The sequence below is a fragment of the Anaerotignum sp. genome, from assembly GCF_030625865.1.
GTDB lineage: Bacteria > Bacillota > Clostridia > Lachnospirales > Anaerotignaceae > Chakrabartyella.
Genome location: NZ_DAOUQB010000008.1, coordinates 55,847 through 78,383, shown reverse-complemented (window position 1 = coordinate 78,383; position 22,537 = coordinate 55,847). Strand labels below are relative to the sequence as shown.

19 protein-coding genes, 1 tRNA gene, 1 other RNA gene and 1 other annotated feature are annotated in these 22,537 nt (G+C 37.0%); of the genes, 17 read left to right on the top strand and 4 right to left on the bottom strand.

From position 1 onward, the window contains the following. Positions 1 to 155, bottom strand: a 155-nt coding sequence (locus tag P9Q65_RS13385) for a TRAM domain-containing protein (protein WP_442870835.1), incomplete at its 3' end; no start/stop codon positions are given. Between the two features lie 103 nt (positions 156 to 258). On the opposite strand from P9Q65_RS13385, the gene P9Q65_RS03975 reads away from it, so the two are divergent. The 6 genes from P9Q65_RS03975 (at position 259) to P9Q65_RS03950 (ending at position 5,749) form a co-directional block, all read left to right on the top strand. Then, positions 259 to 705, top strand: coding sequence for a S1 RNA-binding domain-containing protein (locus P9Q65_RS03975; RefSeq protein ID WP_304507998.1), 447 nt, complete (start codon positions 259 to 261; stop codon positions 703 to 705). 72 nt (positions 706 to 777) lie between these two features. Then, positions 778 to 1,074, top strand: coding sequence for a hypothetical protein (locus P9Q65_RS03970; protein WP_304507997.1), 297 nt, complete (start codon positions 778 to 780; stop codon positions 1,072 to 1,074). Between the two features lie 389 nt (positions 1,075 to 1,463). Beyond that, positions 1,464 to 1,714 (top strand) — a binding site (T-box leader). A gap of 69 nt (positions 1,715 to 1,783) precedes the next feature. Then, positions 1,784 to 2,815, top strand: coding sequence for a methionine ABC transporter ATP-binding protein (locus tag P9Q65_RS03965; RefSeq protein WP_304507996.1), 1,032 nt, complete (start codon positions 1,784 to 1,786; stop codon positions 2,813 to 2,815). Beyond that, on the top strand, positions 2,812 to 3,489 hold the full coding sequence (locus P9Q65_RS03960) for a methionine ABC transporter permease (RefSeq protein WP_304507995.1): 678 nt from the start codon (positions 2,812 to 2,814) through the stop codon (positions 3,487 to 3,489). The genes P9Q65_RS03965 and P9Q65_RS03960 overlap by 4 nt, the downstream gene beginning before the upstream one ends. A gap of 74 nt (positions 3,490 to 3,563) precedes the next feature. Next, on the top strand, positions 3,564 to 4,439 hold the full coding sequence (locus P9Q65_RS03955; RefSeq protein WP_304507993.1) for a MetQ/NlpA family ABC transporter substrate-binding protein: 876 nt from the start codon (positions 3,564 to 3,566) through the stop codon (positions 4,437 to 4,439). A gap of 134 nt (positions 4,440 to 4,573) precedes the next feature. Further along, positions 4,574 to 5,749 carry a M20 metallopeptidase family protein gene (locus tag P9Q65_RS03950; RefSeq protein ID WP_304507991.1) on the top strand — a complete coding sequence of 392 codons (1,176 nt, stop codon included), beginning with the start codon at positions 4,574 to 4,576 and terminating at the stop codon, positions 5,747 to 5,749. Between the two features lie 184 nt (positions 5,750 to 5,933). Here the strand turns inward: P9Q65_RS03950 and P9Q65_RS03945 are convergent, their stop codons facing one another. From P9Q65_RS03945 to fba, 3 genes are all read right to left on the bottom strand, one after another. Next, complete coding sequence (locus tag P9Q65_RS03945) at positions 5,934 to 7,292, bottom strand: MATE family efflux transporter (RefSeq protein ID WP_304507990.1); 1,359 nt, start codon at positions 7,290 to 7,292, stop codon at positions 5,934 to 5,936. Positions 7,293 to 7,471: 179 nt separating this feature from the next. Continuing rightward, a complete protein-coding gene (locus tag P9Q65_RS03940; RefSeq protein ID WP_304507988.1) occupies positions 7,472 to 8,371 on the bottom strand; it encodes an MBL fold metallo-hydrolase in 900 nt (299 codons plus the stop codon). A gap of 62 nt (positions 8,372 to 8,433) precedes the next feature. Then, positions 8,434 to 9,381, bottom strand: coding sequence for a class II fructose-1,6-bisphosphate aldolase (fba, locus tag P9Q65_RS03935; RefSeq protein WP_304507986.1), 948 nt, complete (start codon positions 9,379 to 9,381; stop codon positions 8,434 to 8,436). Between the two features lie 151 nt (positions 9,382 to 9,532). Here fba and P9Q65_RS03930 point away from each other — a divergent pair, with 151 nt between their 5' ends. From P9Q65_RS03930 to P9Q65_RS03880, 11 genes are all read left to right on the top strand, one after another. Next, positions 9,533 to 9,991: a signal peptidase II gene (locus tag P9Q65_RS03930; protein WP_304507985.1), complete on the top strand. Its 459-nt coding sequence runs from the start codon at positions 9,533 to 9,535 to the stop codon at positions 9,989 to 9,991. Between the two features lie 48 nt (positions 9,992 to 10,039). Next, positions 10,040 to 10,229: non-coding RNA, 6S RNA (ssrS, locus tag P9Q65_RS03925), on the top strand. A gap of 282 nt (positions 10,230 to 10,511) precedes the next feature. Continuing rightward, the gene (locus tag P9Q65_RS03920) at positions 10,512 to 11,666 is read left to right on the top strand and encodes a DUF2812 domain-containing protein (RefSeq protein ID WP_304507983.1); all 1,155 of its coding nucleotides are present in this window, start codon (positions 10,512 to 10,514) and stop codon (positions 11,664 to 11,666) included. Between the two features lie 210 nt (positions 11,667 to 11,876). Continuing rightward, positions 11,877 to 12,296 (top strand): YjdF family protein, encoded by a 420-nt coding sequence (locus tag P9Q65_RS03915; RefSeq protein WP_304507981.1) that lies wholly within the window; start codon positions 11,877 to 11,879, stop codon positions 12,294 to 12,296. 471 nt (positions 12,297 to 12,767) lie between these two features. Further along, positions 12,768 to 12,840 (top strand) — tRNA-Thr (locus tag P9Q65_RS03910). A gap of 351 nt (positions 12,841 to 13,191) precedes the next feature. Then, positions 13,192 to 14,187, top strand: coding sequence for a hypothetical protein (locus P9Q65_RS03905; protein ID WP_304507979.1), 996 nt, complete (start codon positions 13,192 to 13,194; stop codon positions 14,185 to 14,187). 75 nt (positions 14,188 to 14,262) lie between these two features. Further along, positions 14,263 to 14,970, top strand: coding sequence for a hypothetical protein (locus P9Q65_RS03900; protein ID WP_304507977.1), 708 nt, complete (start codon positions 14,263 to 14,265; stop codon positions 14,968 to 14,970). A 533-nt stretch (positions 14,971 to 15,503) separates the two neighbouring features. After that, entirely contained in the window at positions 15,504 to 17,006 is a 1,503-nt protein-coding gene (locus P9Q65_RS03895) for a type I restriction-modification system subunit M (RefSeq protein ID WP_304507975.1), read from the top strand. Then, positions 16,996 to 18,201: a restriction endonuclease subunit S gene (locus P9Q65_RS03890; RefSeq protein ID WP_304507974.1), complete on the top strand. Its 1,206-nt coding sequence runs from the start codon at positions 16,996 to 16,998 to the stop codon at positions 18,199 to 18,201. Before P9Q65_RS03895 ends, P9Q65_RS03890 begins: the two co-directional genes overlap by 11 nt. 24 nt (positions 18,202 to 18,225) lie before the next feature. After that, a complete protein-coding gene (locus P9Q65_RS03885) occupies positions 18,226 to 19,197 on the top strand; it encodes a DUF3644 domain-containing protein (RefSeq protein WP_304507973.1) in 972 nt (323 codons plus the stop codon). A gap of 12 nt (positions 19,198 to 19,209) precedes the next feature. After that, a complete protein-coding gene (locus tag P9Q65_RS03880) occupies positions 19,210 to 22,272 on the top strand; it encodes a type I restriction endonuclease subunit R (protein ID WP_304507971.1) in 3,063 nt (1,020 codons plus the stop codon). The last annotated feature ends 265 nt before the right edge of the window (positions 22,273 to 22,537 follow it).

Sequence of the window (22,537 nt, the reverse complement as noted above, 5' to 3'; positions counted from 1 at the left end):
ATACCACTGCTTCTTTTCTTTATAATTTGGGCTTGTACTGTTTGACCGGGAATACCGTTTTTTACAATAACTTTTTCTCCATCCACAAAGCCATAGGCTTTATTGGGAAAGGAAACATCCTCAATATGGATCGTAATGATGTCTTTTTTTTTCATAAAATTCTCCTTAGAAAGTGGTTAGATTTTGTTTGTATTCAAGTTTAATCTATGGTATACTGTTCCAGTAATCTTAAAATTCTGAACGGGAGTGTATATTGGAATGTCTGAAAAATTAGAAGTAGGCAGTATCGTAGAAGGAAAGATTGTACGCATTAAACCCTTTGGTGCAATTGTTTCTTTAGGCTCTGTGCAAGGTTTAGTGCATATCTCTCAGGTTGCCAACAGCTTCGTACAAGATATCAACGACCATGTAAAGGTTGGCGATATTGTTAAAGTGAAGGTTCTTTCCATTGATGAAGAATCTCATAAAATTGCATTATCTATCCGTGATGCATTACCAAAAGAAGAACGTAAACCTAAACCCGAGAAACCTTTCCGTAAGCCAATTCAGACACAAAAGCCTGCAAGTCCTGCTGAGGAGTATTTCCGTCCTCAATCCCCTGTCAATTCATCTTCAGATTTTGAGGATAAAATGAAGGAGTGGATGAAGCAGTCAAACGAGCGTCATACCAGCTTGAATAAGAGAGCAAATAAGCGCTCAAATTGAAATATTGCTTAAACATCTTACCATGAAACTGTTTTAGATGCAATAAACAGACGGCGCAGTGGGAGGAATATTATGTCATTGTTTTTTGTTGTGGGGATATATTTTTATGCCCGGGGCATATTTGCATTGTTCGGACAAACAACTCTGTATACTAAGCGAATGTTGGAAAAGATAGAGCCTGAAAATTTACCTGCTTACTTGAAAGAAGTTGGAACTTGGCAGATGGTAGTGGGAACAATTTTTGTAGGTAAGGCATTGATCGATGTTGTCTTCCCTTTTCATAAGGTATTTTATTGGATTTTTATTGCGCTATTGGCTGTTTGTGTTTTTTTTCTTGCCCGTTGCAATGAACGGTATACTAAGAAGTAAGGTTAAAGCCTTTTTGCGATTTGCAAAAAGGCTTTTCTGTTTTTACCCGGGAAATAATTAGGTACCAATAAAAGCTGATTGAATGAAAAAAACACCTTTGAAGGTGGAATGGGAAGTTGGATATTGTTTTCAAAATGTTTTTGGAAAACTATTCCTTGGTTTATAGAAAAAATATTAAATTGAAAAAAATATTCAATTAGAGATTGGTATTTCCGTTGTGAAAAAGATGAAACCAGGCAAAAAACATTTGCAATTTTGTATATTGAATGAAAAAAAATTGGGGTTTTTTCGGCAATAACTCCACAATAGAAAAGGGATCAATTTAAGCTGATCAAATAAAGGTATTGACAAGAAAATATTGTTGTATTATGATTAACCCAATCGAAGATATAAAGACTTGGAAGAGAAGAGTAGTGAGCGGATGCTTTTACAGAGAGTCCTCGTTTGGTGGAAGAGGATAAAGATAGGCTGATGAAGATGGTCTTGGAGTTGCATGGTCGAATTCATTTAGATCATGACGGGTGCGCCCGTTACAGTGCCGGGGTATTATCCATAATTTTTGGACGTACTTGTTGAGGTTTGTTTTGTGAGAAACAAATAAAATTAGGTGGTAACGCGAAGCTATGCTCTCGCCCTAATGATATATATCATTTTAGGGTGGGAGCTTTTTTATATCTTGGGATTGAGAGGGAGAAGGAAGGAGAATGGTATGATTCAACTGGAAAAAGTAAGCAAAACTTTCCGTGTGGGAGCCGAACAAATTCATGCGGTAAAGGAAGTCAGCTTAGATATTGATGCAGGAGAAATATTTGGTATTATTGGTTTTTCGGGTGCCGGAAAATCTACATTGGTTCGATGTATTAATCTTTTGGAGAGACCTACTGCGGGGAAGGTGCTCATTGATGGGGTTGACCTTATGGGTTTGCCTGAGTCTCGTTTGAGAGAGGAAAGAAGAAAAATCGGTATGATTTTTCAGCATTTTAATTTGTTGCGTTCCCGTACTGTTTATCAAAATGTTGCCTTTCCATTGCGCAAGAGTAAGTTGTCAAATGCGCAAAAGCATGAAAAAATATTATCTTTATTGGAGCTTGTGGGATTATCAGATAAAAAGGATGCTTATCCATCCCAGCTTTCCGGCGGACAGAAGCAAAGGGTGGCCATTGCCAGGGCTTTAGCAAACGATCCAAAGGTTTTGCTTTGTGATGAGGCAACCAGTGCTTTGGATCCTCAGACCACAAAGTCCATTTTAAACCTTTTAAAAAAGGTAAACAATGAATTGGGAATTACCATAGTTCTAATTACTCATGAAATGGCAGTAGTAAAGGATATTTGCGACAGAGTTGCCATTATGGAACTGGGATGTGTGGTAGAAGAAGGGGAAACGGCCGATGTTTTCTCCCATCCAAAGGAGAAATTGACAAGAGATTTTATGGATACGGCAAGCAATATTCATAAAATATATGAGCTTCTGGAAGAGGAGCATGAATTGACAAAGATAAAAGACGGTGAAAAACTGGTGCTGCTTACCTATTCAGGGGGAAATGCCGGGGAATCTGTAATTTCTCATTTGGCAGAGGAATATCATGTTCAGGCAAATATCATTTTTGGAAATGTGGATATATTGAAGAATAAACCCTTGGGAAAGTTGGTAGTAGTGTTAAGTGGAGAAGGGGAAAACATGGAAAAAGCCCTTCAATACATTCGAGATAGAAAAGTTGAGTTGGAGGTGATTCGGGGATGAGTTTTTTGTATAACATTGCTCCCAATTTGGAGCCCTTACAAGGGGAATTATTAAAATGTACGAAGCAAACCTTTCAGATGCTTTTTATTTCAGGCACCATTTCTTTTGTCCTGGGTCTGATTTTAGGGGTGTTGCTGATTGTTACAAAAAAAGGTGGGCTTTTGCAGAACGCAGTGGTGTATAAGTTTTTGGATAAAGCAATTGATATCATTCGTTCCATACCATTTATTATTCTCATGGTTCTTTTGATTCCCATTAGCCGTGCTATCGTGGGTACGGGCTCCGGTGTTACAGGGTCTTATGTTGCACTGATTGGGGGAACGGTTCCCTTTTTTGCCAGACAGATTGAAGCCGTTCTGGCAGATGTGGATTATGGTTTAATTGAAGCCAGCGAAGCCATGGGTTTTGGTCCTAGAGAAATTATTTTCAGTGTTTATTTGAAAGAAAGTATCCCGGGAATTACCCGTATTACAATGATTACATTTGTAAGTTTAATTGGGATCACGGCCATTGCAGGGGCCATTGGTGCCGGGGGGTTGGGTGATTTTGCCATTCGCTACGGACATCAAATGGGTTACAGAGATATGATTTGGGTAACTGTTGCTATTATTTTGTTGATTATCACTGTTTTTCAAGGTATTGGAAACATTATCATTAAAAAAACAACACACTAATAATGGGCGCTTTAATGGAAACATTTTAAGCATATAAAAAAATGAAGAAAACATATAAAAAGGGAGAGATGATGATGAAAAAGAATTTAAGAAAGTTATTTGGAGCGGCATTGGCAACAACGGTTGTATTAGGATTGGCAGGCTGCGGCTCTTCTGCCGGCACAGATGAAACTGCCCAGACAGGGGAGGATAACAGTGATGTAACCGTTATAAAGGTTGGCGTAGTTGGTGAGTACAATGCCCAGTGGGATACGATTAACGAATTGTTGGCGGATGATAATATTAAGGTTGAGCTTGTAAAATTTGCTGATTATGCAGCGCCTAACCGTGCCTTAAATGATGGTGAAATTGATATAAATGCATTCCAGCATAAAGCATTCTTGGCAAATGAAATTGAAACAAAGGGTTATGATATTGTAGATATTGGTGATACTTTCATTTCCCCTATTTCAATGTATTATAATAAAGATAAGATTTCTTCCGTTGAGGACATTCAAGATGGAGATGTGATTGCAATTCCCAGCGATTTAACAAACGGTGGCCGTGCTTTGAAATTACTGGAAGCGGTAGGTTTGATTGAATGTGATCCGGCTAAGGGCTATGTTCCTACAAAGCAGGATATTACAAAATACAATAAGCAAATTGAAATTTTAGAGGCTGAATCCGCTACCTTGGCAAATATTTTGCCTGACTGCGCTGCTGCAATTATCAATGGTGGCAATGCTTATACGGCGGGTCTTGATCCTATTGATGATACAATTGCTACGGAAAATGTTGATCCTGCGGTAAATGAAGCAGTTCCTCAGTTGGTCAATGTAATTGCATGCCGTACCCAAGATAAGGACAATGAAGTTTATCATAAAATTGTTGAGGTATACCAAACAGAAGAAGTCGAAAATACAATTAATGAAGAATACAAAGGTGCCTTTATCTGCGCTTGGGAAAAATAAAAATAATTTAGGAGGGGGCTTCCCATCCAATACAAACAGATGGGTTTATTGGTTTTTGCCGATGGACTCATCTGTTTTACATTATTACTTTAGAATAATAAGAAAAAGTTGTGTTTAGAAAAGGCGGTAAGAATATGGCACTGAAGAATTATATTATAAAGGAAAAAGCTTATATCATTCAGTTAAGAAGACATTTTCACGCCCATCCCGAGGCTAGCTTGCAGGAGTATGAAACTTGCAAGAAAATTGAGGAGGAGCTGGATGCGTTAAAAATTCCCCATAGAAGAGTGGGGGAAACAGGAGTATTTGCATGGATTGATGGAAAAAAATCTTCCCAAGGAAAAGTAGTTGCGTTAAGGGCGGATATGGATGCCCTTGCAATGGAGGATTTGAAAACGGTTCCTTATCATTCTCAAAGGCCGGGTTTTTGCCATGCTTGCGGACATGATGCCCATACAGCAACATTGCTTGGGGCGGCAAAAGTTTTGAAGTCTTTGGAGGACAATTTTTCGGGACAAGTTCGATTATTTTTCCAACAAGCTGAGGAGATTGGTCAGGGCGCCAGACTTTTTGTAAAAGAAGGACTGATGGAGGGGTGCCATCGGGTATTTGGTGCCCATGTTGCCAGCAGACTGCCAAGTGGAAAGGTGGCATTGACAAAGGGTCCCCAATGTGCAAGTTGTGATTATTTTAAAATTACCATAACAGGAAAGGGAGCCCATGTTTCCACACCCCACTTAGGTGTGGATGCAGCTTATATAGCAGCGCAGATTGTTGTAAATTTACAGTCCATTGTTGCAAGAGGTACAGCACCTTTGGAAACCGTAGTGGTAGGCGTTGGTGTCGTTAAAGCAGGTACCCAGTATAATATTGTTGCGGAAAAGGCGGAAATCGAAGGAACAACCAGAAGTTTTTTGCCGGAGGTACGCACAGTTACCAATAAAAGAGTTGTTGAAATTGCAAAGCAAACGGCTGCAATGTATGGGGCAGAGGCTGAGGTAATCTTCTTGGATTATGCAGCCCCCTTGATTAACGATGGAGATGCAGTGGAAGAAGTGACGAAAGTTGCAGAAAAGCTCATGGACAAGTCCGATATCATAGGGGATTTTCAAAAGGCCTTAGGAGCCGATGATTTCGCTGATTATTTGGCTGTAACAAAGGGGATGTATGCCTTTATCGGTACAGGGAACACGGAAAATCCTAATACGATGGTTGCCCAGCATCATGGTTTATTTGATATTGATGAGGAGGCAATGCTGCTTTCTTGTAATTTATATGTTGATTATGCGCTACAGGTTCTGGAGTCATAAGGAGTCTTTATGTGCGGTGGTAAAGTTGATAGAGAATGGAATAAAATTTTTTAAGTAGTAAAAAAGCCTGATTGTTTTGTGCAAAAGTTGCTTTGCAACATAAAACAATACAGGCTTTTTGTTCGTCTGTTTCTTATAAAAAATACTGTTTCCGTAGTATAATGTAGGATTCCTTTGGTCTTAATTAAAAGTCCAATCTTTTTAAAATTCGAACGAGGAATAAGGAACAAAGGGCAAAGGCTACCACTTCCGCAATGGGAAATGCAAGCCAAACGTTATTTAATTCCCCTAAACGAGCCAATAAATAAGCGGCGGGTAAAAGTACAACCAACTGTCTTGCAACGGAGATACTTAAGCTGTAAATACCATTGCCTAATGCCTGAAATACAGAGCTGGCAACAATATTATATCCTGCTAACAGGAAGCTGAAAGATATAATTTTTAGCGCTGGCACACCGATTGCAACCATGTTTTCCGAGGCTTTAAACATTGCCAAAAGCTTTTCGGGCATGATTTGGAAAATAGCGAATCCCACAAGCATAATGATTATCGCGGCGATAATACTTAATTTTATTGTTTGATTGATGCGTAGCTTATTTCTTGCACCATAGTTATATGCGATAATTGGAACCATACCATTGTTTAGCCCGAATACCGGCATAAAGATAAAGCTTTGCAGTTTAAAGTAAACGCCGAAAACAGCAATAGCCGTTGAGGTAAAACCATCCAAAATACGGTTCATACAGAAAATCATAATGGAACCAATAGAAATCATTAAGATGGATGGCAAGGCAACAATGTATATGTTTTTCAATATGGTTGGATTGGGCAGCATATTCTTTATCTGAATATGAATTTCATTGTTTCTTTTCAAATTGAGGGTGATGCCAACTGCACAGGAAATAAATTGCCCTATCACAGTAGCCATGGCTGCACCGGCAACCCCCATCTTTGGCAAGCCAAATAAACCAAAAATGAGAATAGGGTCTAATACAATGTTTACTATGGCTCCAACACTTTGGCTAATCATAGCATACACCGTACGGCCTGTGGACTGTAATAGACGCTCCATAGCAACCTCAACAAAAATACCTAGGGAACCGATCAGGACGATATGCAGGTATGTTTCACCTTCCTGAATAATTTCGGCAACGTCTGTTTGTCCTCTTAAAAAGGACTTCGTAAAGAAAATACAAATTAAGACAAAGAAGAGCCAGTTTATTATTGCCAAGAAAATACTGACACTGGCTGTTTTATTTGCGGTATCAAACTTTTTGGCTCCTAAACTTTTTGAAAGTAAGGCATTTGTACCAACCCCTGTACCTGCGGCAACGGCAATCATAAAGTTTTGCATGGGAAAGGCTAAAGATACTGCGGATAATGCATTTTCACTGATTTGTGCTACAAAAGCACTATCAACAATGTTATATAGTGCCTGCACTAGCATAGATATAATCATAGGCACAGACATACTAAAGAGTAGTTTATTTATGGGCATAGTACCCATTTTGTTTTCTTTTATTTCTGCGGCAACGGAACGCATAGATGAACCCCCTTTTCCGTAATTTAAATTCCGATACAGTCAAGGATAGCGCTGTCGAAACAGCGCTTATCCAAGATTTTTTTTGGCATTTTTATGTAATACTAAACTATGATACGCCGATATAATTTCATTGTCAATAAAAATTTGGAAGATAAAGGGGAAACTTAATAGAAAGCATATTATTTTTCAGATGGGTTAGAAGTGATCGTTTTCCACATAAGATAGTTATTTTCTACATATGCTTGGATTTTTCCTGTATCGTAAAGATAGGATAAGTAGGAGCGAATGGTGCTTCCTACCAATACATATTGGCCATAATCCATTGTTAAAGCATATTTTTCAAAAATGGAATGAAGGATTTCTTCAAAAAACTTTGGCGATAAACAAATATTTAATAATTCATCGAGTATTTCGGTTGCTTTGTTTCGATTTAATTCAGCCAAAGGACGAATATCTTCTGTGGGCTCTGCGTGGGCAGGAATGAAAAGAGTGCCTTCAAGGGTTTCAATAAAATCAAGGGTTTTGAAAAAAGCAGTGACATCATAATTAAAACTGATATGGTATTTTTCCAAAATTGTTTCGCTAAATACGCAGTCAGCCAAAAAATACACATTATCCGGTGTTTTTACCCCAATCATTTGCCAGAAATGTCCACCCAAAGGGAAGGTTTCTATACCTTGGGGAAGGTTTGCCAAAGAAATATCATGGGCTTTTGAAGGGGTCGCCATTAAGAACTTATTCCTTAGCTTTTTGAAGGGATAGCCACCATATAGAAAAGATGGTTCCAAAATGGGGTTTTCGATTACGGCATTTTCCATTGGGGTGGAGTAGATAGGGCATCCCAATCTAGTTTGCAACAAGGTGTTTCCACCAATATGGTCAGCATTAGAGTGGGTGTTTATAATTCCTTTTAGTGTCCAGCCTTGTTGTTCCAATATTTTTTGGATTTTACGCCCGGCATCTTTGTCATTACCGCTATCAATTAGCCAGACTGCATCATTGGAAACACGATAGACCCCTATTTTTGAGGGGCAGTTGATATAAAAGGTGTTTTCGGCAACCTGAATTAATTCGTACATAAAATGCCTCCTTTTCATAAAAAGCTGTTCCGGTTTTCGGAACAGCTTTGAAATCAAGATTTTTAGTTCATGGAATTTGTAGAACCAATTACATTTTTAATTTTATCTTCTACCAATTCGTGAATCAGATCTCTTGCAGCGCCAAGATAACCACGAGGGTCAAAAGCAGAAGGTTTTTCTCCAAAGGATTTGCGGATTGCCGCCGTCATTGCCAAACGAAGGTCAGTATCCATATTAATTTTGCAAACGGCCATTGCAGATGCTTTTCTCAGCATTTCCGCAGGAATTCCCTTTGCACCTTCAATATTTCCGCCAAATTCGTTGCACATTGCAACACAATTTTGGTCTACGGAAGATGCGCCGTGCAAAACAATAGGGAAGTTATGGAAGCCTACTGCCTCCAATTTTTCTGTTATTTTTGTCAAACGGTCAAAATCCAATTTTGCCTCTCCTTTGAATTTATAAGCGCCATGGCTTGTTCCAATGGCAATTGCCAGAGAATCTACACCTGTGCGTTTTACAAAATCAACGGCTTGATCCGGGTCTGTATAAGTAGCATGAGCGGAATCAACGTTTACTTCATCTTCTACGCCGGCAAGTTTGCCAAGTTCAGCTTCCACAACGACACCTCTTGCATGAGCATACTCAACGATTTCCTTCGTTTGTGCCACGTTTTCTTCATAGTCCAGATGGGAACCGTCAAACATGACTGAGGTGAAGCCGTATTCGATGCAGTCTTTACAAATTTGAAAGTCAGAACCATGATCCAGATGCAAGGCGATGTCGATACCTGTTTCTTCCACAGCTGCATCTACCATTGCTTTTAAATATTTGGGGTGTGCATATTTTAGTGCACTTTTGGATACTTGCAAAATAACAGCGGAGTTTTGCGCTTTTGCCGCTTCAACTACACCTTGAACAATTTCCATATTATTAATATTAAATGCGCCGATGGCATAGCCTCCCTGAAAAGCTTTTTCAAACATTTTTTTTGTTGTAACTAGCGCCATAGTTTTACACCTCTTTCTTTTTTTGTTTACAAATGATTGTTTACTGTAATAAAATTATAATACGGTACTTTAGTTGTGGCAAGCTAAATTAAGTAGTTATAACGCCTTTTAAGACAAAATAATATAAAAATTAGGAATAGGGTGATATATTTTGAAAAGTTTATTGGTGTTTTTTAGCGTTTTGGGCTTGGATTTGGCGACAAAAAAATGGGCGGATTTACGATTGCCCCGTGGTAAAAGGAAAAAAATAACCAAAAATCTCCTGTATTTTCAGCACATAAAGAACTCCGGAATGGCATATCATAAATTTGCAGGGAAAAGAAAGTTTATTCTCGGCATAACAGGGGGATTAACGGCTATTTACAGTGTATTGTTTTTGAGTGCTTGCTTGAGCAAAAAAGATGCCCCCGATTATGCAATTCCTCTGGCGATCACCCTCGGTGGTGCTTATGGGAATTTTTTGGAAAGATGGAAAAAGGGATATGTAACGGATTTTATATATATTAATAAGGGTAAAAACCCCCCAATTTTCAATGTTGCAGATGGGGCATTGCTACTTGGCGCAATTCTAGTTGGAATTGCTTCTTTGAAAGACAAGACAAATATGTAGAAGTTTCCCTATTGAAGAATTGCGAATTACGTTGTATAATGTAAATACAAATTCCTGAAGTGTTCGAGAACTTACCATTTTTGAACCTACACAACTGACTCGGGATTCCTATATGCGAAGGTTATGTCAGGCCCCAAGATAATTCCCTTTGGGCGGGGGAAGGCAGATACTTTGGTTGCGGTAACCCACCTGGCTTAGGCTAGGTGTCAACCGGTAAGAACGGCACTTTGGGACATTTTGCATTTAGATAAAAGGAACTGTTATAAGAAAGATTTTGGGCTGTGTCTGAAAAAGGATACAGCCCATTTTGCGCATATTTTTGTGAAGTGGAAGGACAATGCTTTGAAAAAATATAAGGCAAGCATTGTTATTTTTACCATATATGATGCTAATTTTAATTTATTATAACAAATCATATAAATTAGTTTATAATATTTTAAATAATTCATATGAAAAGGAGAAGTCAAGGATTTTTGTTGGATACAGAGAATCCTTGCTATAAAAAGTGAAAAAAAATAAAATGATAAAAAAATCATACAACTTTCCTTTATATGATTTTTCTAAATTTGAATGTTGGCTTTCAGATATGGGAAAAAAAGGATTGATTTTAAAAAAAGCGACTTTATCTAAAATGTATTTTGAAAAAACAGAGCCTCAGAATGTTATTTACCATATAGATGATTCTCTTAAAGGTGAATTAAGTCCTACTGAAGAAGAAATAGAATTTTATAATAAGAGTGGATGGGAATATGTATATACTATTAAAGAGCCCTTTGTAAATCAGGGTGGCTATTGTCATATATACATTAACAAAAAGATAAATGAGAAGAATAATTCCCTAATTGATAATACTTTTAACCGTATATCTGAACGTATTTTCAAAAAAATACAATTGAGTGATTTTTTACGAGTTATGGGGCCATTATTTGTAATCGGAAGTACAATTTATACATCTCAGGATTCCCAATTTTGTTTAGCTTTAAAAAATGATATAGTTTTTTTAGCAATATACATAAGTTTTATTTTATTAAGTATGCTTTTATTATGTTTATTAAACTTTTTTAGTTTCAAAAAAACACTATATTATACAAAGGCAAATATTCCATCACATCTTCATAATTATATAGGTTTAAAGAAGTTTATTAAAATTCAAAAAGGAATATTCTTCATACTTACAACATTGGCTATATGTAATGCACTACAGTCTTATTATTATAATAATCATATACAGAAGGCGCCACCTGAAATATTAAAAGAAATTGAAAAACAAACTCAATTACAATATGATAATAATGAAGATGAAAACTATTTTTTAATGAATAAATCACTATTCAGCCCTGTGCAATATCAAATAAGTCAAACCGGTATCATTAACAATATGAAGTGGGAAGGGGAAAGTTACTACACGCCTAGTATTATGATTGAATATTATGAATTATCTTTTGATTTTCTTGCTGAACCATTTGTAAATGAACTTTATAAATATAATAAACATAAATCATCTATTACAGAAATAAATAGCGTGAAATTTCAAAAAGTTATATTTTGGAATAATACGTTAGATGATTGCCAATATCTTATTATAAAAAAGGATAATATCATTATTTTTGTTAAATATTTTGGGCGTGAAAATATTAAAGATAATGTTGATAAAATTTGGAATATTTATAAATAAAGAAGTGACTACATTTATAAAAAATGATAGAAGATTTTTAGCTTTTTATCAAATAGTTTCTTTTATAATATTTTTAAATATGATATAATTATAAACTGCAAAGATAAAAACACAGTCCGGTTGGTAGTCCGGACGCGGCTTAAGCTGTCAGTAACCTGCCTCCTTGGTTGTCCCTTCTTTGTATTTCGATTCAAATAAGGAGGGGTATTTATGGAGCAAATTTTTTCGAAGCTAACAGTTTTTTTCGAGGAACCTTTTTGGATTGGCGTTTATGAACGTGAATCAGAGGGAAAGTATGAAGTTTGTAAAATTATGTTTGGAGGGGAACCAAGAGATTATGAGGTGTACGATTTTCTCATAAAAAATTGGACGGACTTGCGTTTTAGCAGATCCATCGAAGTTGCGTTTGTTGCCCCAAAACGGATTAATCCGAAACGAATGCAACGACAAATAAAAAAACAACTTCAAAATAATGGCATGGGAACAAAAGCCCAACAAGCACTAAAACTTCAGCATGAGCAAGGAAAATCGGAACGAAAAAAACGTTCTCAAGAGGAAAAGGAAGCGGAGAAAGAAAGACAGTTTGAACTACGTCAAGAAAAACGCAAAGCAAAGCATAAAGGACATTGATTTTGTTTTACTGTCATTCATATAGATGACAAGGTTAAAGCTGGTTGAAGAGAGTTCTGTTATTTCAAGTTTTTTATGTATCAGTATGAAAACCCGATTGCTTTGCAATTTGGGTTTTTATGTTTATAATTCGTTTTATTGAAGTGTGTGGGTATATTTCTGATTTTGTTGATAAACAATGAGGGAGCGAATTTTAAAAATTCTAAAGTTATAAAACGGAATATTGCATTTTGTAGTGCAGTGTGCTATAATAGCAATGATGTCACGTTTTTTTGAAAAATATATTTAATCTGGAGAAATGGTTACTAAAATTAAATATGCTACTGTGGCTCAATGGCAGAGCAGCTCATTCGTAATGAGCAGGTCTGTGACTGCTGATAAGGTAGGATAATCAAAAACATATAAAAAATAGATTAAAAGTGGTTTATGACAAGTAAAATTTGAGGGTGGAAATACCACCCTCTTAAATATGCTACTGTGGCTCAGTTGGTAGAGCAGCTGATTCGTAATCAGCAGGCCAGGGGTTCGAGTCCCCTCAGTAGCTTCAGACCCTCTAACTTCGGTTAGGGGGTTTTTTGTTGCCCAAAAGTTGTTGCCCAAATGGGCAACATGGGCAACAGCGGCAATAGGGGTGAATTTCAAATAACACAATTTAGGTCATATTTATACCAGTTGGCTAGATGAGCATGGAGTTTCTGCTATTGTAGCAAAGGGAAAGGCTTGGCCATTCAAAAGAAGCAAACTACAATGAGATATTATCAGCATATCACTATGAGGATGAGAATGATTTGCTAGATAAATTGAATTTTTAATATAATAGAAGTGGACTATTACAGGCGCATTTTTTGGAGAATTATGGTATAATTTGAATAGATGATTATAAGGAGTGACCATAATGGATAAAAACCAAAATATTGCTATTTCTAAAATAGCAGATATACTATCTGGTGATAAACTTTTACTCCCCTCAATAGATATATGGAAGAAGATATTTTATAATGCGGGAATGGGAGTAACGTATGAAACTTACCATATAAACCTAGTAGTGTCTCATAAACAAATTAGTTGGGAAGATTATTATTATCATAATGATAGGTGCTTTTCAGCCTTGTTAGAAATATTACAAAATATTGAATTCAAGTCTATGTTGCTTTTATTTAATAGTATTTTAGATAAAATAACATTGTATCAAGCATTTGATGAAAATGTGACTGAATCAATAACAACAAGAAATTACACCAACAAATATGTAGATATTGTAGAGTATGTTAGAGATTTAAAATCCAATGAAAAAGCAAACGAACTCTTGGCAAATAATCCAAGTACAAATTTTTTGTTACTTAGACACAATCTTAATATGTTAGGCTTAGATATAACATTAGATGGAACCAAATTAATAGCCTCACCTTTCACCTATTTAAGTACACAAACAAGTGAAGAGGCGAATTTAATTAATACTTGGCTAAGTGAAAATTATCCTAATATTTTAAAAAGTTATGAGGATGCCAGAAAGGCATATGGTTCTAGTGACCCAGTTGGATGCCTTACTCACTGTAGGAATATCATAACTGGTATTCTAAGTTATAAAAAATCTGACAAAAAGGATTGGGACTATGGTCTTCAACAAGTATGTAAGAAAGACAAAAATATTGCAAATATATCAAATCCAAAAGATATTTTGAAATACAATAAGGCAGACAATTATAATTATCCTCGGTTTAGACTTATATATCGCCTTTACTCATATCTTTGTGATTTAGGCCCGCATATAAATGAAGGTAATCTGGTCGATGATAAAACAGTGGATATTGAAGATACTGATATGACAGATGCATTTATGGGATTAAGAATGACAGAAGATATTTTAATATGGTTATATCAAAATACCTAACTTAAATTTTATTAGACCTCCGTTAATTCAATCAACATATTTTTTTATTATATTTCAAATTAAAGAGGTGTTTTTGTGTCACTGAAAAGAACTGCAGGGATGTCCGATTTTGAAACGCTATTGCTCAAAAATGAAATTACTTACAATGACAGATGGAAACCTACGATAGTAGACCCATTTAAAAAAGCTGTTTCGCAAGGGATTTTAGAGGATATAGACACTCATATAAAGAATAACATTTCATATAATTTGCAATATCTTCAATATCTACAATTACAAATTAATGAAATAGACTTTCATAGCATTGTCAAATGTCTAATATATAAAACTTATATCATAACCGCTATGTCAATTGTCGAGGCTATATTTTATCAAGTATTAAAAAAGAGTGGGCAGTGGTCTATGACAGATGGATGGAATAATATTGGCATAGTTAAAACTACTGAATACTCAGAAGAAGAACAAAAACGAAAAATGGAGATACATATATTTGAAAAAGGGAGTAAATCTGAAAAGGAAATGGATTTTAAAAGTATTATAAATAAGATAAAAGATAAAGGACTACTTGAAATTAAAAGTGAGTATTTCTCCAAAATAAGTGCTTTAAGAAAATTAAGAAATAGAGTTCATCTGCAAATTGGAGAGGCCGATAATGATACTGATTATTATAAGTTTCAAGCAGAAGACTATAAGCTAGTGAAGGAAACATTGTATTCAGTCCTTACAGACCCTAAAATATTGGTAGACAGAACTCAAACCAATATATATGATTTTTTAATTTAAAATCAGTTTTTGCTTGAATTGGCCTTCAAAAACTCCCTCTGAGGATAGTTATCGTGACCCAAATTGATATTGGTGGTAATAACTAGGATGAACTAAATGGTGTTGCCTATATTTGAATAAAAATACTTCGGAAACAAGTAGTACCAACAAATTAAGCCCCTTGACAGTAGGAAACGTCCTATTGTCAAGGGGTTTTGTATTTATGTTCATGGATTAATTTGGTGAATTGGTTGTAGTTTCAACCATACTGAAAAATACGTTTTTGAAAATCTCAAGGGAATTTGAAGGGAAAAATCAGTCAATTCAGGGTCAAAAATCCCCTTCCCAAGAGTTCTTTTCCCTTGAGACACCTCTCTAGCTCTAGAGCCATAAGGGTTTGAGGGGATTTTTTCTTTCCCAATTATGCTAAACAGACAACTATTTTTGAAAATACACTTACAAAAAATAGGGTTTATGTTGTAATTGTGTCCAAAGGTTCGCTGTGATATAATGGAAGAAATATGTAGAATTATATACTCTTAGGGGGAAATCTCATGGCTGATAACAGCATTAAAATAGGATTTGAAAAGCAAATTTGGGACGCTGCCTGCGTACTGTGGGGGCATATCCCGGCGGCTGAATATAGAAAAGTAATTGTAGGACTTATCTTCCTACGCTATATCTCTAGTGCATTTGAGAAGAAATATGAAGTTCTAGTTGCTGAGGGGGACGGCTTTGAGGATGACAGAGACGCGTATGCAGAAGATAATATTTTCTTTGTTCCGGAAGAAGCACGTTGGTCTTACATTTCCGCTGCTGCTCATACCCCTGAAATTGGAACTGTCATTGACAACGCAATGAGAGCCATTGAGGCTGAAAATAAAACACTTAAAAATGTATTACCTAAGAACTATGCAAGCCCAGATTTGGACAAGCGTGTTTTGGGTGATGTTGTTGACCTGTTTACTAATATGGATATGGACGGTACTGAAGAAAGCCAAGATTTACTTGGTAGAACCTATGAATACTGCATCGGTCAATTTGCCGCTTATGAAGGTGTTAAAGGCGGTGAGTTCTACACCCCTGCAAGTATTGTAAAAACCATTGTATCTATCCTAAAGCCTTTTGAGGATTGCCGAGTATATGACCCTTGCTGTGGCTCTGGTGGTATGTTTGTTCAGTCAGTCAAGTTTCTGCAAGCACATAACGGAAATCGCAATCGCATCTCTGTCTATGGTCAAGAATCCAATGCTGACACTTGGAAAATGGCAAAAATGAATATGGCGATTCGTGGAATTGACGCAGACTTTGGGCCATATCAAGCAGATACTTTCTTTAATGACCTGCACAAGTCCTTAAAGGCTGATTTTATTATGGCTAACCCGCCCTTTAACCTCTCTAACTGGGGACAAGATAAATTAAAGGATGACGTGCGTTGGAAATATGGTACACCACCTTCTGGTAATGCCAACTACGCATGGATTCAACATATGATTCACCACTTAGGCCCTAATGGTAAAATAGGTCTTGTGCTGGCAAATGGTGCTTTGTCCTCGCAAACTAGCGGTGAGGGTGAAATTCGCAAGCGTATTATTGAGGACGACTTGGTAGAGGGCATTGTTGCCATGCCTACTCAACTTTTTTATAGTGTAACTATTCCTGTTACCTTATGGTTTATCAGTAAGAACAAGCAGCAAAAGGGAAAGACCTTATTTATTGATGCTCGCAAAATGGGCTATATGGTAGACCGTAAACACAGAGATTTTACTGAAGAAGATATTAACACCTTGGCAGACACCTTTACGACATTCCAAGAAGGAACTTTGGAGGATGTAAAGGGATTTTGTGCTGTGGTGGAAACTGCCGATATTGCAAAGCAGGACTATATCCTAACCCCTGGACGCTATGTGGGCATAGAGGAACAAGAGGAAGACGGAGAACCATTTGAGGAGAAAATGCCCCGCCTTATCGCTGAACTGTCTGAAATGTTTAGTAAATCCCATGCCCTAGAGCAGCAGATAAGAGAGAAACTGGGGGCGATTGGGTATGAGGTCTAAGTGGACAACAAAAGATTTAGGTGATATTGCAGAGGTTACTAAACTGGCTGGCTTTGAATTTACAAAATACATTGAATATACAAAAGAAGGAGAAATAATTGCGCTAAGAGCATTAAATCTTCGTAACGGCAAACTAGATTTGACAGATATAAAAAGAATACATCGGAATGTATCTGATAGTTTAGTGCGTAGCAAGTTATATATTAATGACATCTTATTAACCTATACAGGAAATGGCTATGGCGATTGTGCAATTATTTCTGAAAACGACAAATATCATTTAGCTCCCAATATATGCAAAATAACGCCTAATGCTGAACTTGTCGATGCATACTATTTATACGCCTATGTTCGTAGCTATTTATTTTATCAACAGATGACAAGTCATATAGTAGGTAGCGGACAACCAACAATTCCAATGAAAACACTTCGCATTTTAAGCGTACCAATTCCAAATATAGAAACACAGCAAAAAATATCCTCAATTATCTCTGCCTTTGATGAAAAAATTGAACTCAACAACAAGATAAATGAAAACTTGGAGCAGCAGGCACAGGCTATTTTCAAGTCTTGGTTTGTGGATTTTGAGCCATGGGGTGGTGTTTGCCCTGAAGATTGGGAACAGGGGTGTCTTTTGGATATTGCCGACTATTTGAATGGATTGGCTATGCAAAAATATCGTCCGCTTGATAATGAGGTTGGAATGCCTGTTTTGAAGATTAAAGAATTAAGGCGAGGCTCATGTGATGATAGTAGTGACTTATGCTCTTCAAGTATTAAATCGGAATATATTATCAATAATGGTGACGTTATTTTCTCTTGGTCAGGAAGTTTGCTTGTAGATTTTTGGTGTGGTGGAACTTGTGGGCTAAATCAGCATTTATTTAAAGTGACATCAAATAAGTATGACAAGTGGTTTTATTATTCTTGGACTGAATTTCACCTTGAGCGATTTATTGCTGTTGCCGCTGATAAAGCAACAACTATGGGACACATAAAACGGGACGAGTTGAAAAAAGCCGAAGTCTTAATTCCGTCGGAAAGAGATTATGCTAAAATTGGGGGACTTCTAGAACCCATTTATGAAATGATTATATCTAATAAGATTGAGAATTTTAGACTATCTTCACTTCGTGACACCCTACTCCCAAAACTCATGTCTGGCGAGATAGACGTGTCTGATATACAAATATAATCTAATAAAGGAGGGCTGTTTTAAGTGGCTAAAAGACGTATAAAATCTGTTAAGAATGAACTTGTAAAGAAATCTAGAGAAGCGGTTCTTGCAGCAGTGCAAATTTATAATAATCCACAGGTCACATTTAAGGCAGAGTCCTTTATTTCTCTTGCCGTCATAGGTTGGACTTATTTATTACATGCGTATTATCGAGATAAGAAAATAGATTACAGGTATTATCACTCAAACGGAAAAAAGAAAAATTATGATAAAACGAAATACGGTGCTTATAAGCACTGGGAACTAGAACGTTGCCTTAATTGTGATGAATGCCCACTTGATAAAGATACTATTGCAAATTTGCGGTTTTTGATAGGCATACGACACGAAATAGAGCACCAAATGACAGATAAAATTGATGAGTACCTTAGTGCTAAACTCCAAGCCTGTGCAATCAATTTTGATTATTACATTACCAATCTATTTGGAGATAAATACAATCTGAGTAAAGAACTGTCCTTAGCCATTCAATTTTCACCACTATCACCTGAGCAACAGCAAGAATTAAGAGTCAATACTCATATAACTACCAATATCCAAAATTTTATAGTGGATTTTGAAAATGAACTTTCAGAAGATTCGTTAAAGAATTCTCGGTATGCATACAGGGTTGTTTTTCTTCCTGTAAACGTTAACAGGAAAGGTCAAGCGGATAAAGTGGTTGAGTTTATTAAAAGTGATTCACCTTTGGCTGAGGGATTAGAGAAAACCTATGCGTTAATTAAGGAAACTGAGCGAACAAAGTATTTGCCGAGTCAAATTGTTGCGAATGTTAAATCGAAGGGATATAGTAAATTCTCAATGACAAAGCATACCGTACTTTGGAAATCTAAAAACGCAAAAGATAAAGGCAATGGTTATGGGGTAATGGTGGCTAATACATGGTATTGGTATGATTCTTGGCTACAATATGTTCTAAAATATTGCGAAGAGAATCGCACTGTATTTATATAGGGGGGATTTGATATGTCAGCATTTTACACCGAGGCAGATTACGAAAACTCAATATTAGAATTATTCCGTGACCTTGGCTACACTTATGCTTATGGCCCTAATGTGGAGCGTGATTTTGCAAGCCCTCTTTATGATGAAGTGTTGGAAGAAAGCCTGAGACGGATTAACAAAGGGGCACCCTATGACGCAATACAGGACGCTATCTTCAAGATTAAGAACTTTGAAAATGGCGAGCTTGTACAGAAAAACGCTGTGTTTATGGACTATCTCCAAAATGGCGTAGAGGTTCGCTATCTTGAAAAAGGTGAAGAACGCTCGATGCTTATCTATCTGGTGGATTTTGAGAACATAGACAACAATTCCTTTATCATTACCAACCAATGGACCTTTGTTGAGAACAGTGAGAAAAGACCTGATGTTATTTTGTTCTTAAATGGTCTGCCTGTGGTTTTAGTAGAGTTAAAATCCCCATCTCGTGAAGAAACGGATGCGTCAGAGGCGTATTTGCAACTACGCAACTATATGCATGAGATACCTTCTATGTTTATCTATAATGTTGTCTGTGTGTTGAGCGACCAACTGACCTCAAAGTCTGGCACTATCACCTCGGGTGAAGATAGGTTTATGGAGTGGAAAACCAAAGACGGGGATTATGAAAACACGCAGTATGCCCAGTTTGACACGTTTTTTGAAGGCATGTTTTCAAAAGAGCGGTTACTCGATTTAATCAAGAATTTTATCTGTTTTTCAAATGACGGTTCTTCTATGATTAAGATATTAGCAGGATACCACCAGTATTTTGCGGTAAAAAAAGCCGTTGAATCAACCAAACATGCAACAGTGACAGACGGAAAAGGTGGTGTGTTCTGGCATACACAAGGTAGCGGTAAATCCTTGTCTATGGTGTTCTATGCACATCTGCTGCAAGAGGCATTGGATAGCCCCACTATTGTTGTGCTGACAGATAGAAATGACTTGGATGACCAACTGTTTGGGCAGTTTGCAAAGTGCAAGGATTTTCTGCGTCAAGACCCAGTACAAGCCCAAAGCAGAGAGCATTTGAAGACCCTACTTGCAGGAAGAAAAGCAAACGGTATATTCTTCACCACTATGCAGAAGTTTGAAGAATCCCAAGAGCCACTATCCAAGCGCAGAAATATTATCGTCATGGCGGACGAGGCACACAGAGGACAGTATGGCTTGGATGAAAAGGTCAAACTGGTGACTAATGAACAAGGCGAAGAAGAAGCAAAGGTGGTAATTGGAACGGCTCGTATTATCAGAAACAGCCTACCAAATGCTACTTATATCGGATTCACAGGGACCCCCATTTCATCAAAAGACCGCAGCACTCGGGAAGTATTTGGTGATTACATAGACGTTTATGATATGACCCAAGCGGTAGAGGACGGAGCGACAAGACCTGTTTACTACGAAAGCCGTGTCATTAAACTTAACCTAGACAAAGAAACCCTACAACTGATTGATAGTGAATATGACCTTATGGCTGAAAATGCTGATTCTGATGTTATTCAAAAAAGCAAGCAAACACTAGGTAAAATGGAAGCCATATTAGGGGCGGATTCTACCTTGGATTCGTTGGTGGCAGATATCCTTGACCACTACGAGAATTACAGAGCCAATGAGTTAACAGGTAAGGCAATGATAGTCGCTTATTCAAGAGGTATAGCACTTCAGATATATAGAAAAATCCTTGCCATTCACCCCGACTGGACAGAGAAAATTGCTGTGGTTATGACATCTAGTAATAAAGACCCAGAAGACTGGCGAGAGATTATCGGTAATAAATCTCATAAAGACGAACTTGCCAAGAAGTTTAAGGACAACAGCAGTCCACTCAAAATAGCCATTGTGGTGGATATGTGGTTGACAGGGTTTGACGTTCCTTCTCTTGCTACTATGTATGTGTACAAGCCTATGAGCGGTCATAACCTTATGCAGGCCATAGCAAGAGTAAACCGTGTATTTGGTGATAAAGAGGGCGGCTTGGTTGTAGACTATGTTGGTATAGCCTCTGCCCTAAAGCAAGCCATGAATGACTACACTAAGCGGGATAAAAAGAATTACGGTGATACGGATGTTAGCAAGGTTGCTTATCCAAAGTTCCTTGAAAAACTATCCGTTTGTCAGGATATGTTTCATGGATTTGACTATTCAAAGTTTATGGATGGAACGAATTTAGAGCGAGCAAAGACCATTAGTGGTGCAGTGAACTTTATTATTGCTCGTGAAAAAGAAGCGGAGAAAGATATTTTTGTCAAGGAAGCACTTATGCTACACCAGGCATTATCTCTTTGTTCGTCATTGGTAGAAAAATCTATGCGTCTGGAAGCAGCCTTTTTTGAATCTGTCCGTGTTCTCGTTATGAGACTGACAAATCAAGGCACAGGTAAGAAAATTTCACTACCGGAGATGAACGCTCATATCAACGAATTATTGAAACAGAGCATTCAAAGCGACGGAGTTATCAATCTATTTTCAGACGTTCAGCAAGAGTTTTCTCTATTCGACCCTAAGTTCTTAGAAGAAGTTGCAAATATGAAGGAAAGAAATTTAGCGGTTGAACTACTTAAAAAACTTATCGCAGAACAGATACAAGTTTATCGCAGAACCAATGTGGTTAAGTCAGAGAAGTTTTCAGATATTATTCAGCGTGCTATGAATGCTTACCTCAATGGGATGCTTACTAATGAAGAAGTTATAGAAGAATTAATGAATTTGGCAAAACAAATAGCAGCCGCAAAGGCTGAAGGAGATTCCCTCGGTTTATCCGAGGATGAGTTAGCATTTTATGATGCGCTGACAAAACCACAAGCAATTAAGGATTTCTATGAAAATGCAGAACTTATTGCTATTACAAAGGAATTGACTGATACACTGAAAAAGAACAAAACCATTGACTGGCAAAAGAAAGATTCTGCAAGAGCCAGAATGCGTATGCTCATTAAAAAGTTATTAAAGAAACATAAATACCCGCCTGAGGGAATGGAAGATGCTGTTCAGACAGTTATGACCCAATGTGAACTTTGGACTGATAGGGTTATGGCAGTATAAAGAAGAAAAAAAAGTGGGCATATATAGTTTTATGTTTGACAGTAGGAAATGTCCTATTGTCCAGTTAATTTTAAGGATTGGTTGTCATTTCAACCATAGAGGAATATGTTTTATTTAGAAATCTTAGGGGAAAGTGAGGGTGGAAATCAGGTTTTGGGGGGGAATGGACTTGCCTTGATTTGGTTTCCCTTGAGTAGTCCCTATAACCCCTGAAGTAAATATATTTAAGTATGCATGCTTATTGCACGATGTTGGGCATGCTCCC